Source organism: Amycolatopsis sp. NPDC058986, assembly GCF_042741125.1.
Lineage (GTDB): Bacteria > Actinomycetota > Actinomycetes > Mycobacteriales > Pseudonocardiaceae > Amycolatopsis.
In genome coordinates this window covers 51,942-64,585 of record NZ_JBHYJW010000046.1, presented here as the reverse complement: position 1 = coordinate 64,585, position 12,644 = coordinate 51,942, and the positions used below count along the sequence as shown (strand labels likewise).

The 12,644-nt window shown below is 71.1% G+C and carries 7 protein-coding genes; 4 read left to right on the top strand and 3 right to left on the bottom strand.

Going from position 1 to position 12,644, the window contains the following annotated elements:
• Positions 1-1,029 carry a carbohydrate kinase family protein gene (locus ACFW0G_RS32530; protein WP_378329279.1) on the bottom strand — a complete coding sequence of 343 codons (1,029 nt, stop codon included), beginning with the start codon at positions 1,027-1,029 and terminating at the stop codon, positions 1-3.
• A gap of 116 nt (positions 1,030-1,145) precedes the next feature.
• On the opposite strand from ACFW0G_RS32530, the gene ACFW0G_RS32525 reads away from it, so the two are divergent.
• Genes ACFW0G_RS32525 through ACFW0G_RS32515 form a run of 3 tightly spaced genes read left to right on the top strand, consistent with a single transcriptional unit; the run spans position 1,146 to position 6,311 of the window.
• Complete coding sequence (locus ACFW0G_RS32525) at positions 1,146-1,910, top strand: DeoR/GlpR family DNA-binding transcription regulator (protein WP_378329278.1); 765 nt, start codon at positions 1,146-1,148, stop codon at positions 1,908-1,910.
• A complete protein-coding gene (locus ACFW0G_RS32520; RefSeq protein ID WP_378329277.1) occupies positions 1,901-3,211 on the top strand; it encodes a 6-phospho-beta-glucosidase in 1,311 nt (436 codons plus the stop codon). Before ACFW0G_RS32525 ends, ACFW0G_RS32520 begins: the two co-directional genes overlap by 10 nt.
• A gap of 25 nt (positions 3,212-3,236) precedes the next feature.
• On the top strand, positions 3,237-6,311 hold the full coding sequence (locus ACFW0G_RS32515; RefSeq protein WP_378329276.1) for an alpha-mannosidase: 3,075 nt from the start codon (positions 3,237-3,239) through the stop codon (positions 6,309-6,311).
• A gap of 68 nt (positions 6,312-6,379) precedes the next feature.
• On the opposite strand, the gene ACFW0G_RS32510 is transcribed toward ACFW0G_RS32515, so the two are convergent.
• A complete protein-coding gene (locus ACFW0G_RS32510) occupies positions 6,380-7,243 on the bottom strand; it encodes an alpha/beta fold hydrolase (protein WP_378329275.1) in 864 nt (287 codons plus the stop codon).
• A 316-nt stretch (positions 7,244-7,559) separates the two neighbouring features.
• Here ACFW0G_RS32510 and ACFW0G_RS32505 point away from each other — a divergent pair, with 316 nt between their 5' ends.
• Entirely contained in the window at positions 7,560-10,754 is a 3,195-nt protein-coding gene (locus tag ACFW0G_RS32505) for a BTAD domain-containing putative transcriptional regulator (RefSeq protein ID WP_378329274.1), read from the top strand.
• Positions 10,755-10,783: 29 nt separating this feature from the next.
• Here ACFW0G_RS32505 and ACFW0G_RS32500 read toward each other — a convergent pair whose 3' ends face one another.
• A complete protein-coding gene (locus tag ACFW0G_RS32500; protein ID WP_378329273.1) occupies positions 10,784-12,598 on the bottom strand; it encodes an ABC transporter ATP-binding protein in 1,815 nt (604 codons plus the stop codon).
• Positions 12,599-12,644: the final 46 nt, after the last annotated feature.

Sequence of the window (12,644 nt, the reverse complement as noted above, 5' to 3'; positions counted from 1 at the left end):
TCAGACCGCCCCGACGTCGAACCCGATCGTCACCGGGCCGCGGCGTACCCTGCCGGGTTCGGCCGACGGCAGCACGTCGTCGAGGAAAGCGTAGTCCTCGCGCGGGTTTTCCTGCCGCCATCGGGCGATCTCCGCCCAGCCGGGTGCGGCGAGCGCGCCGCCGAAGTGGTGCAGGGAAAGACCGGCGACGAGGTTCGCGAAGCGCAGCCGCCGGTCCAGCGGCCAGCCCGCGAGGGTCGCGGCGACGAAACCGGCACCGAAGACGTCGCCCGCACCGGTGGCGTCCATGGCGTCGTCGACCCGCAGCGCCGGGACCCGCGCGCTTTCGCCGGTGGTGCGGTCGGTGGCGAGCACGCCGTCGGCACCGCAGGTGATGACCGCGATCGGGACGAGGCGGGCGAGCGCGTCCAGCGCCGCCTCCGGGGTGCTGGTGCGGGTGTAGCGCATCGCCTCGACGCAGTTGGGCAGGAAGGCGTGACAACACGCCAGCTGCTCCAGCAGCAGCGGATCCCATTCCTGGGACGGATCCCAGCCGACTCCGGCGAAGACGAGGCTGCCCGCCGCGTGTGCCCGCCGGACCCACTCCGCGGTGCCGGTGCCGAGATGCGCGACCGTCGCCCGGCTCGGTGGCGGGCACCCGGCGAGCCGGCCGACCGGGACCGGCGGCTCGTGCCCGTGCGTGATCATCGCCCGGTCCTGCGCGTAGGCCAGCGAAACCGTGACGGGGGAGTGCCACGCGGGGAACCGGCGCGAGCGCGAGAGGTCGATGCCTTCCTGCGTCAGCACGTCCCAGCAGTACGTGCCGTAGACGTCGGTGCCGAACGCGGCCGCCAGCGAGGTACGCAGGCCGAGCCTGCTCAGCCCGACCGCGAAGTTGGCGATCCCGCCGGGGCCCGAGCCCATTCCGGCGGTCCACACCTCGGTGCCAGGGGCGGGCGGCCGGTCGAACCCGGTGAAGACCAGGTCGAAGAACAGGAGGCCGGACAGGAAGACGTCGAGGTCTCGCGGAGTGGCTGTGGTGTCGGACAAGGGACCTCCCCACCGCTCGGACTTGCGCATGAGCGTGCGCCACTTGCGCGGATTTGGCAATGGCCGCTCATCTTCGTGCGTGCCTTTGCGCGAGTTTGACTGCTACCGTGAGGTCCATGCTGCCCCAGCGTCGCCACGAACTGATCCTCACCACGTTGCGCTCGGAGGGTCCGGCGCCGGTGCGGGTACTGGCGGAGCGGCTCGGCGTCAGCCAGGCGACGGTGCGCCGCGACCTCGTGCAGCTCGATCGCGAGGGCAGGCTGACGCGGGTCTACGGCGGCGCGATGGCGGCGGCGGACAACGACGAACCGTTCGCCGAGGTCGCGGAGGTCCACGCGGCGGACAAGGACGAGGTGGCCCGCCGCGCCGCCGAACTGGTCACCGACGGCGATACCGTGCTGCTCGACATCGGCACCACCGCGCACCGGCTCGCCCGCCAGTTGCACGACCGCGTGCTGACGGTGATCACCAGCAGCCTGGCGGTGTACGAGGAACTCAAGGACGACGCCGGTATCCAGCTCGTGCTGCTCGGGGGCATGGTGCGCCGCAGTTACCGGTCGATGGTCGGCTTCCTCACCGAGGACGCGCTGCGCCAGGTCCACGCCGGGACGCTGTTCCTCGGCGCCAGCGGCGTCCGGCACGACGACGGCGGCGTGCACGTCATGGACACGACGGTCGTCGAGGTCCCGGTCAAACGCGCCATGATCGCCGCGTCCGACCGGGTCGTCCTGCTCGCCGACGCCGCGAAGTTCCCCGGCACCGGACTCGCCAAGGTGTGCGGGCCGGAGGCGCTGGACGTCGTCGTCACCAACGCGGCCGCCGACGCGGGCACCTGTGCCGCGCTCGCCGAGGCCGGCGTGGAGGTGAGGCGATGCGGCTGACCATCCTCGGCGGGGGCGGTTTCCGTGTCCCGCTGGTGCACGCCGCCCTGCTCGCCGACCGCGGCGAGGGCGGGGTCACCGAGCTGGTCCTGCACGACGTCGACGCCGATCGCCTTGCCGCCATCGGAAAAGTACTGGCACAGCAGGCCGAGGGGGTGCCGGGCGCGCCCCGGGTCACCGCGACCACCGACCTCGCCACCGCACTGTCCGAAGTGGACTTCGTGTTCTCCGCGATCCGGGTCGGCGGCATGCGGGGGCGGCAGCTCGACGAGCGGGTAGCGCTCGCCGAAGGCGTGCTGGGCCAGGAAACCGTGGGGGCGGGCGGCGTCGCGTATGGACTGCGCACGGTGCCGGTGGCGGTCGAGATCGCGCGCCGGGTCGCCGAACTCGCGCCGCGGGCGTGGGTCATCAACTTCACCAACCCGGCGGGCATGGTCACCGAGGCGATGGCGGCGTATCTCGGGCCGAAGGTGATCGGCATCTGCGACTCACCGGTCGGGCTGTGCCGCCGCGTCGCCCGCGCGCTCGGTCTCGACCCGGCGGCCGTGTGGTTCGACTACGCGGGCATCAACCACCTCGGCTGGCTGAGCGCCGCGTGGTACCAGGGCGAGGACGTACTGCCCCGGCTGCTGGCCGATCGCGACGCCGTCGAGTCCTTCGAGGAGGGAAAACTGTTCGGCGCGGAGTGGTTGCGCGCGCTGGGTGCGATCCCGAACGAGTACCTGCATTACTACTACTTCGCGCGCGAAGCGCTCGCGGGCGCGGGTGACGGGTCGGCCTCGCGCGGCTCCTTCCTGCTGGATCAGCAACGCGACTTCTACGCCGATCCCGCGTTACCGGTGTGGGAACGCGCTCGGCTGGAACGCGAGGCCACCTATATGGCCGAAACCCGGCAAGGGGAGCGCGACTCCTGCGATCTCGACGGCGGCGGCTACGAGAAGGTCGCGCTGGCCTTGATGCGGGCCATCGCGCGCGATGAGCGAACGTCTCTGATCCTCAATGTGCGCAACGAAAACACCCTCCCCGGGCTTCCTGCCGACGCGGTGGTGGAGGTGCCGTGCCTGGTGGACACCAACGGTGCACGGCCGGTCGGCGTGGCGCCGCTGACCGGGCACGCGCTCGGCCTGGCGAACGAGCTCAAGGCTGTCGAACAGGCGGCGATCGAAGCGGCGGCAACAGGTTCCCGGGCCGCCGCGCTCCGGGCCTTCGCCCTGCACCCGCTGGTCGATTCGGTCGCCGTCGCACGGCGTCTGCTGGACGGCTACATCGACGCCCACCCGGAGCTGTCCTACCTGCGCTGATCCCTTCGAGCCCGTGGAGGCACCCGTGCACGACGACAGCCGCCTCATCACAGAACGTCTCGGCCGGGCGCTGACCCAGCGCGTTCTGCCCGCGGTCTACTCGGCTTCGGTGCCGTTGACGGTCGAGGCCTGGCACGTGCCGGGCGAGCCGGTGCCGGTCGAAGAGGCGCTCGCGGCCGAGTACACGCCGTTCGAGACCGGGACCCGGTGGGGCGCACCATGGTCCACGACCTGGTTCCGGCTCGACGGCGTCGTCCCCGCTGCGTGGGCGGGCAAACGGGTCGAGGTCGTGCTGGACCTCGGATTCGCCGGTGGCTGGCCGGGAAACCAGGCCGAAGCGCTGGTCTACGACACTGCCGGGAGCCCGCTCAAGGGCATCGAGCCGCGCAATCAGTACGTCCCGGTCGCGAACCCCGCGGCGGGCGGGGAGCGGGTCCGGCTGCTGGTGGAGGCGGCGGCGAACCCGGACATCCTCGGCGGCGGCTTTCTCCCGACTCCGTTGGGGGACAAGGAAACCGCGGGCGTCGAACCGCTGTACCGGCTGATCCGCGCGGACGTCGCCGTGCTCGACGAACCGGTGTGGCACCTCGGTCTCGACCTCCAGGTCCTGGGCGAGCTGATGACGGAACTCTCGCCCGCGGAGCCACGTCGGCACGAAATCCTGCGAGCGGTGGAACGGGCGCTCGACAAGCTCGACCTCCACGACGTCTCGGGAACGGCGACGGCCGCGCGTGCCCAACTCGCCGGCGTCCTGGCCCGTCCAGCGCACGCCAGCGCGCACACGTTGTCCTCGGTCGGGCACGCGCACATCGACAGTGCCTGGCTGTGGCCGATCCGCGAGACCGTCCGCAAGACTTCGCGCACGTTCTCGAACGTGACCGCGCTGGCGCGTGAGTATCCGGAACTCGTTTTCGCCTGCTCGCAAGCACAGCAGTACGCCTGGGTGAAGGAGCGGTATCCCGAGGTGTACGCGCGCATCGTCGCGGCGGTCAAGGCGGGGCAGTGGCAGCCGGTCGGCGGCATGTGGGTCGAGGCCGACGGGAACCTGCCCGGTGGTGAGGCGATGGCGCGCCAGCTGGTCCACGGCAAGCGGTTCTTCCTCGAAGAGTTCGATGTGGACTGTGCGGAGGTGTGGCTGCCCGACTCGTTCGGCTACACCGCCGCGTTCCCGCAGCTCGCGAAGCTGGCGGGGGCACGCTGGTTCCTGACGCAGAAACTGTCCTGGAACCAGACGAACAAGCTGCCGCATCACACGTTCTGGTGGGAGGGCATCGACGGCAGCCGGGTGTTCACGCATTTCCCGCCGGTGGACACCTACAACGCCGAGTTCTCCGGTGCCGAGGTGGCGCACGCGGTCCGCAACTACGCCGAGAAGGGCAGGGGAACGCGGTCTCTTGTCCCCTTTGGACACGGCGACGGCGGTGGCGGGCCGACCCGCGAGATGCTCGAACGCGCAAGGCGTCTGCGTGATCTGGAGGGATCCGCGAAGGTTGTCATCGAGCCGCCCGCCGAGTTCTTCCGCGCGGCCGAGGCGGAATATCCGGACGCGCCGGTGTGGTCCGGCGAACTGTACCTGGAGCTGCACCGCGCGACGTTCACCACGCAGGCGCGGACCAAGGCGGGCAACCGGCGCAGCGAACACCTGTTGCGGGAGGCCGAGCTGTGGGCGGCCACCGCCACTGTCCACACGGGAGCGTCGTATCCCTGCGAGCGCCTCGACCGGCTGTGGAAAACCGTGCTGCTGCACCAGTTCCACGACATCCTGCCGGGTAGTTCGATCGCGTGGGTGCACCGCGAGGCGGAGGAAGTCTATGCGCTGGTGCACGAGGAGCTGACCGACATCGTCGAGCAGGCCGTCGCGGTTTTGGCGGGGCCGTCGACGGTGTTCAACGCCGGGCCGAAGCCGCGTGCCGAGGTCGTGACGGCTCCGGCGGGAACCGCGGGTGGCCAGCCACTGAGCACCGGAGAGGTCGCGGTGTTCGCCGAGGTGCCCGCGCTGGGCTCGGCGGTGCTCGGCGAGACGTCGCCACCACGGGCTGTTGTCTTGAGTGGACAGTCGATGGACAACGGGCTCGTGCGGGTCGGACTCGACGAGAACGGGTTGCTGTCGGTGCGGGATCTGGTCGCCGGGCGGGACGTCTTCGCGCCGGGCAGCGCGGGAAACCTGCTGCAACTGCACGACGATCTGCCGAACCAGTGGGACGCCTGGGATCTCGACCGGCACTACCGGAACCGATGCCGCGACCTGACCGCCGCCGAGGTCGTCACGGTGACCGAAAGCGGCCCGCTGGTGGGGGAAATCCGCGTCGAACGGTCCTTTGGCGCCTCCCGTGTCGTACAGCGGATCCGGGTGTGCGCCGGAAGCCCGCGGATCGACGTCGTGACCGAGCTCGACTGGCACGAATCGGAGAAGATCCTGAAGGCCGCGTTCCCGCTGGACGTGCACGCGGCGCGGACGGCGTCGGAGATCCAGTTCGGCCACGTCGAACGGCCGACGCACACCAACACCGGCTGGGACGCGGCGCGGTTCGAGGTCTGGGCCCACCGCTGGATCCATGTCGCCGAACCCGGCTACGGCGTCGCCGTGCTCACCGACTCGACCTACGGCCACGACGTCGGCCGTGCCACCCGCCCCGACGGCGGCACCACCACGACGCTGCGGCTGAGCCTCGTACGTGCGCCGCGCAGCCCCGACCCGCACGCCGACCAGGGTACGCACCGGTTCACGTATTCCTTGCTCCCCAACGCTTCCGTGGCCGACGCCGTCGCTGGCGGCTACGCGCTGAACCTGCCGCTGCGGGTGGCCTCCGGCGCCGCGCCGCCGTCCCCGCCGCTCGTCGCCGTCGAGGAAACCGCGGTGGTCGTCGAGGCGGTCAAACTGGCCGACGATCTTTCCGGCGACGTCGTCGTCCGCCTGTACGAATCCCTCGGCGGCCGCTCGACGCTGACCCTGCGCACCGGCTTCCCGCTCGCCAGCGCCGACACCGTCGACCTCCTGGAACGTCCACTAAGGACACCCGAGGTCAGGACCGACGACAACGTCGTCCACCTGACCCTCCGCCCCTTCCAGATCGTCACCCTGCGCCTGCGCCGCTCCTGATCACGCGAGATCTCCGTTCAATCACGCGAGTTCCGCGTCCCATCACGCGAAATCGCCGTCCAGTCACGTCAGGCGTCGAGCACCTCGCGCAGTTTGCGCGCGAACGCCTCCGGCTGCCCGGCATACCCGAACTCGCCGCCGAGAAAACCGCCGTGATGGCTGGGAAACACGGTCGCCCGCTGGCCGAGCAGCTCGGCGACGGCCACGGCGGCGCGTCCGGTGAAGACGTCGGTGGATTCCTCGCCGACGGCGATCACGACGCGCGTCGGCGCCGCGTTGAGCGCCTCGATGTCCGGGCGATAGCTGGAGACGGCCCACGACCGGTCCGAGAGCAGCGGGTCGTCCCGGCGGCCGTCGTCATCCGTGGGCATCCCGAACTGGGCGGGATCGGCCGGGGGCTGGGCGAAATACTCGTCGGTGAACTCGCCGCGCCACGACGTCATCGCGATGAAGGCGGCCATACCGGCATTGAAGCCGTTGGCCTCGTACGCCGCTCGGATGGCGACGCGGGCCCGTTCGGCGGCCGCGGCGTCGGGCAGCACCGGGATGAGCGGCGGCTCGTGCGCCACCAGGGTGCGCACGTCGTCCGGATGAGCCGTCACGAGCGCGAGCGCGGCCACCGCGCCGCCACTGCTCCCGAACAGCTCGACCGGACCGGCGCCGAGGGCCTCGATCACGGCGTGCACGTCACCCGCCTGGACCTCGGGCTCGTTCTCCACTCTGCCGTCCTTGCGGACGCTGCGCCCGAGACCCCGTGGGTCGTAGGTGACGACGGTGCGGTCGGGAAAGTACGACGCCAGCGTGCTGAAGCCACTGGCTTCCATAGGCTGGCCGATCATGACCAGCGGCGGCCGTCCACCCTCGGTGGGCAGCGGGCCGTGCACGTCGTAGGCGACGTCGGCCCCGGCGGTTTCCAGAATGTGCGTCGTCATGGCGATCCGGCCTTTCCCCAGTGCGGAACTCCTCCAAGTCTACCCTTGCTCCACAAAGGACAGAGCAGGAACCTTCGGTGGCGGTAATTCACCTCGGATCTTCGGTACCCGGTCGGAAAACTTCTTGCGAAACGCCGTGCGCGCCGCGGTTCAGGACGGACTCAGCGTCGGGTCAGTGGTCCGGTCCACCATCGGCGGCGGATCGGTCCGGCCGATCCGCCGCCGGTGTCCTCGACGTATCCATGGCGCGGAGGTGTCGAGGACACCGGCTCGGCGCTAGGCTGCCGGGGGAGACGGCGGACGGCCGGGGAGGCTGATGCGGTTTCGGGTGCTCGGCCCGGTGCGGATCTGGGACGGCGAGGACTGGGTGGCCGTTCGGGCGGCCCAGCCGCGTTCCGTGCTGGCGCTCCTGCTCGTCGAGGCGGGCCGCGTGGTCGCCACCGACCGGCTCGTCGACGAACTGTGGGGCGCCTGCCCGCCGAGGACCGCGTTGAACACGGTCCAGGTCTACGTGAACCGCCTGCGGCGGCTGCTCGGCGAGGACGGGCACGAGCTGCTGGCCACCACCGGCCGCGGGTACCGGCTCACGGTCGCCGACGGCGAACTGGACGCGGGAGTGTTCCAGCGCCTCGTCGAATCCGGGCAGCGTGAACTCGCCGAGGGACGTGCCGAGGCCGCGGCGGCGACGCTGGCCGCGGCGCTGGCACTGTGGCGTGGCCCGGCGTTTTCCGAGGTGCCTGCCGAAACCGCGGTGGCCGAAGCCACGCGGCTCGACCAGCTCAGGCTGACCGCGCTGGAGGCACGGCTCGACGCGGATCTGCGGCTGGGCAGGCATCTCGAGGTCGTGGACGAGGTGCAGGACTGGGTTGTCCGGCATCCGTTGCGGGAGCGGCTGCTCCAGCACCTCATGCTGGCGTTGTACCGGTGCGGCCGGCGGGCCGAAGCCCTGCAGGCCTACCGTCGCGGCCGCGCGCGGTTGGTCGCCGAGCTGGGGCTGGAGCCGGGGCCCGCCCTGCGCGAGCTGGAACGCGCCGTGCTGTCCGACGACCCGCGGCTCGCGCCCGAGCCGGCGCGGGTCCCGCTCGTCCGTCCGGTCCAGCTACCCGCCGACGTCGCGGGTTTCACCGGGCGCGAGCCCGCATTGGCCGAACTCGACCGGCTGCTGGCCGACACCGGTGAAGCGCCGACCGCGCTGCTCGTCTCGGTGATCACGGGCACGGCCGGCGTCGGCAAGACCGCGTTGGCGTTGCACTGGGCACACCGGGTACGTAAGCGGTTCGACGACGGACAACTCTTCGCGGATCTCCGCGGCTACTCCGCCGGAGTTCCGGCGCGGCCGATCACGGTGCTGACGCGCTTTCTGCGGGCGCTCGGCGTGCCCGTCGACGAGATCCCGACGAGCGTCGACGAGGCGGCCGCCCTCTACCGCAGCATTCTTGCCGACCGGCGCATGCTCGTCGTGCTGGACAACGCACGCGACGCGGAGCAGGCCCGCCCGTTGCTCCCCGGCTCGAACACGTGCGTCGTGCTGATCACCAGCCGTACACCGCTGTCCGGGCTGGTCGCCCGCGACGGCGCGCGAAGCCTGCCACTGGGCCTGCTCACCGCGTCCGAGGCCGAAGCCCTGCTGCGCCGGGTGCTCGGCCCTGCGCGTGCCGGGCCGGTCGGCGAACTGGCCGGTCTGTGCGCGGGGCTGCCGCTCGCACTGCGGATCGCCGCCGCGCATCTGCACACCCGGCCCGGTCTCTCGATCGGCCACTACGCGGAACAACTGCGCGATGACAGGCTCACGGCGCTGAGCGTTCCGGACGAGAAACAACTGGCCGTACGCACGGCGTTCGACCTGTCGTACCGGCGTCTCGGTGACGACGCGCAGCGGCTTTTCCGGCTTCTCGGCGCGGCGCCCGTCGCCGACTTCACCGTGGGCACGGCCGCCGCGCTCGCCGCGGTCAGCGAGGCCGACGCGGGCCGGTTCCTCGCCGAACTCACCATGACACGCCTGCTCGACGAACACCGGCCCGGCCGGTACCACAGCCACGACCTGCTGCGCCTGTACGCCCGTGAGCGGGCGGTTCGCGAGGACGACACGGACACCGCGACGGATCGGCTTCTCGCCTGGTACCTCGCCACCACCGATCAGGCGGCGAACGCGCTGTACCCGCAGATGCGGCGGCTCACCCTGCCCGCGGCCGACGCCGTCCGGTCGGCCTTCGCCGAGCACACCGAAGCGGCCGCGTGGCTGGACGCCGAGCGTCCCAACCTTCTCGCGGTGGTGACCGACGCCGCCCGGCACCGGCCCGTCGCCTCGGCCGGATTGCTCGCCGACGCGCTGCGTGGCTACTTCTGGCTTCGCATGCATACCGTGGACTGGCTGACCGCCGCCGAGGCCGCGCTGGACATCGCCAAGGCCGTCGACGACCCGCGGGGAACGGTCACGGCGCTGCTGAGCCTGGCGGACGTCCACTATCGCCAGGGCCACAGCGAACGCGCCGAGCAGTACTCCATCGAGGCGCTGACGATGGCCACGGACACCGGCTGGCCCGACGGGCAGGCCGCCGCGCACGGGAACCTCGGCAACCTCGCCGCCGAAGCGGGGCACCTGGCCGACGCCGCCGATCACCACCAGGCTTCGCTCACCCTCAACCGGCGGACCGGGCGGCGCACCAAGCAGGCCAACAACCTCTGCAGCCTCGGCAACGTGCACCTGTACCGAGGCGACCTCCGGGAGGCTTTCGGCTGGTACACCGACGCGCTGGCGCTCTACCGGGAGCTGCGATCCGCGTCGGGGCAGGCTCTCGCCATGACCGAACTCGGCGTCGTCCAGCACGATCTGGGCAACCTCGACGAGGCGGCCCGGTGCCTCACCGCCGCGCTGGCGGGGCACCAGGAGACCGGTGACCGCGGTACGGAAGCCGCTACGCGGGCCGAGATCGCCGCTGTGCGCGCCGACGCCGGTCACTACGACGAAGCATTCGACCAGGCCCACGCCGCCAGAGTCCTCGCCCGCGCCGCGCGCGACCGCGCCGCGGAGGCCGAAGCCCTCATCGCGGTCGGCGTCGCGCATCACCTCCTCGGGCACCGCGCCGAGGCGGCGTCCCATTACCGGGAAGCCCGGGAACTCGGTCGCGCCATCACTCATCGCTTCGCGGAGGCCAAGGCGCTCATCGGGCTCGCCGCGGTACGCAACGATCCCGGCGATGCGCGGGCCGCGCTCGCGCTCGCCCGGCGGCACGGTTACCGCCTGCTGGAGGGACAAGCGCTCCTCGTGCTGACGAGCGTCGATTCGGAACGTGCCCAGGCGATCGAAGAGGTCACCCGCGTGCATGCCCGGTTCGCCGAGATCGGCCATCGCCTCGGTGAGGCGAGGGCCCGGCTCGTCCTCGCCCGGTTGCACGGCCGCGACGGGCACCACAGCCAGTCCCGGGTCCAGCGCAGGAACGCCGTCGCGCTGTTCCATGGCATCGGCGCACCCTGGACCGACCACGCCAACGCCCTCCCCGCCGCTCCGTGATGCCTGGTCCACTGTGGACGGACAAGCGGTCAGGCGGTGGGCTGGTGGTTGGCGGCGACGAGGTCGGCGTAGCGGCCGTCGCGGGTGAGGAGTTCCTCATGGGTGCCTTGTTCCGCGATTTCCCCTCGGTCGAGCACGATGATCCGGTCGGCGTGGCGGACGGTCGAGAGGCGGTGGGCGATCGTGATGATCGTGCGGTCGGCCATCCGGGCGTCGAGCGCCGCGGTGATGGCGCGTTCGGTGCGCGTGTCGAGCGCGCTCGTGGCCTCGTCCAGCAGCAGGATCGGCGGGTCGGCGAGGAGGGTGCGGGCCAGTGCCAGCCGTTGTTTCTCACCGCCGGAGAACCGGTGGCCCCGTTCGCCGACCAGGGTGTCGTAACCCTCCGGCAGGGCGGCTATGACGTCGTGGATCTGCGCGACCTTCGCTGCCGCGACGAGTTCGGCGTCGGTCGCGTTCTCCTTGGTGAACCGGAGGTTGTCGGCGATGGAGGCGTGCAGCAGGTACGGCTCCTGCGTGACGACACCGAGCATTCCGGCCAGTGAGGTGAAGCCGAGGTCACGGACGTCGACGCCGTCGATGGTGACCGAGCCGGAGTCCACATCGTACAGTCGTGCGAGCAGGTAACCCAGCGTGCTCTTCCCGGAGCCGGTCGTACCGACGATGCCCACCCGCGAGCCGCCGGGGATGTCCAGATCGATCCGCCGCAGCACCGGCGGCAGATCCTCGGCATAGCGGAAGGTCACGTCCTTCAGCCGGATGTGCCCGCGGACGTCCGGCGGCGCCACGACGACCGGTTCCGCCGCCTCCACGATGTCGGGCTCCCGGTCCAGGTAGTCGAAGATCCGCGCGAACAACGCGGTCGCGGCCCGGTACTGGACGCCCAGCTGGAGCAGTTCCTCCAGCGGCCAGATCAGCGCCTCCTGCAACGCGATCATCGCCACCAGCGTGCCGATCGTGACCGGTGCGCCGGTGCCCATCAGGATCCCGCCCAGCAGGTAGGTCAGCGCGGGCATCGCCGAGACGAGCAGGATCACCAGTGAGTACTCCCACTGTCCTGCGGTGTGCGACCGGACCTCCAGCCGCGCGACGTCCCGCGACGTCCGGGTGAACCGCTCGACCAGCCGCGCCGACCGCGCCGTCGTCCGGCTCAGCACGACACCCTGGACCGACAACGACTCCTGGACGAGGGAGGACATGTCGGCGAGCCGTTCCTGCTGCCGCGTGGTGATCCGCTGGCGGGCGATCCCGATGCGCCGGTTGACCCAGATCGAGAACGGCAGGGCCAGAAAGGAGAACAACGCGAGTTTCCAGTCCAGCACGAGCATCGCGACCAGCGAGACGCAGACGGCGCCGGCGCTTCTGGTCAGCTCCACCGCGGAGTTCGTCACCAGCGACTGCATGCCGCCGATGTCGTTGGAGATCCGCGACTGCACCTCCCCGGTCCGCGACGAGGTGAAGAACCGCAGGGAAAGCCGGTGCAGATGGCGATAGACGCGCACGCGCAGGTCGTGCATCACCGCCTGGCCGACCCGCGACGCGATCAGGATCTCCCCGACCTGCACGACCGCCGCCACCGCCGCGAACCCGATCAGCGCGCCGACGAGGGCGAGCAGCAGGACGAGGTCCCGGTTCACCAGCGCGTCGTCCACGATGGCTCGCACGATGAACGGGGTGAAGATGCCGAGGATGGACGTGAACGCGATGAGTGCCAGCAGACCGCCGAGCCGCCACCGGTACGGCGCGAAGATCCGCCACACCCGCGCACGGTCGATCTTCACCCGCTCACCGGCTGGCTCGTCACCGCTCGCGTCCGCGAGGTCCTCCCACGAAGAACCCGCGCCCATCACGACCTTCCTTCCCCTACGAAGTCCTTTTCGGACAGTGTGAAAT

Excerpts from the sequence above, each read along its gene's own strand:
- ACFW0G_RS32525 (WP_378329278.1), top strand. The coding sequence starts at position 1,146 with ATGCTGCCCCAGCGTCGCCACGAACTGATCCTCACCACGTTGCGCTCG.
- ACFW0G_RS32520 (WP_378329277.1), top strand. The coding sequence starts at position 1,901 with ATGCGGCTGACCATCCTCGGCGGGGGCGGTTTCCGTGTCCCGCTGGTG.
- ACFW0G_RS32510 (WP_378329275.1), bottom strand. The coding sequence starts at position 7,243 with ATGACGACGCACATTCTGGAAACCGCCGGGGCCGACGTCGCCTACGAC.
- ACFW0G_RS32505 (WP_378329274.1), top strand. The coding sequence starts at position 7,560 with ATGCGGTTTCGGGTGCTCGGCCCGGTGCGGATCTGGGACGGCGAGGAC.
- ACFW0G_RS32500 (WP_378329273.1), bottom strand. The coding sequence starts at position 12,598 with ATGGGCGCGGGTTCTTCGTGGGAGGACCTCGCGGACGCGAGCGGTGAC.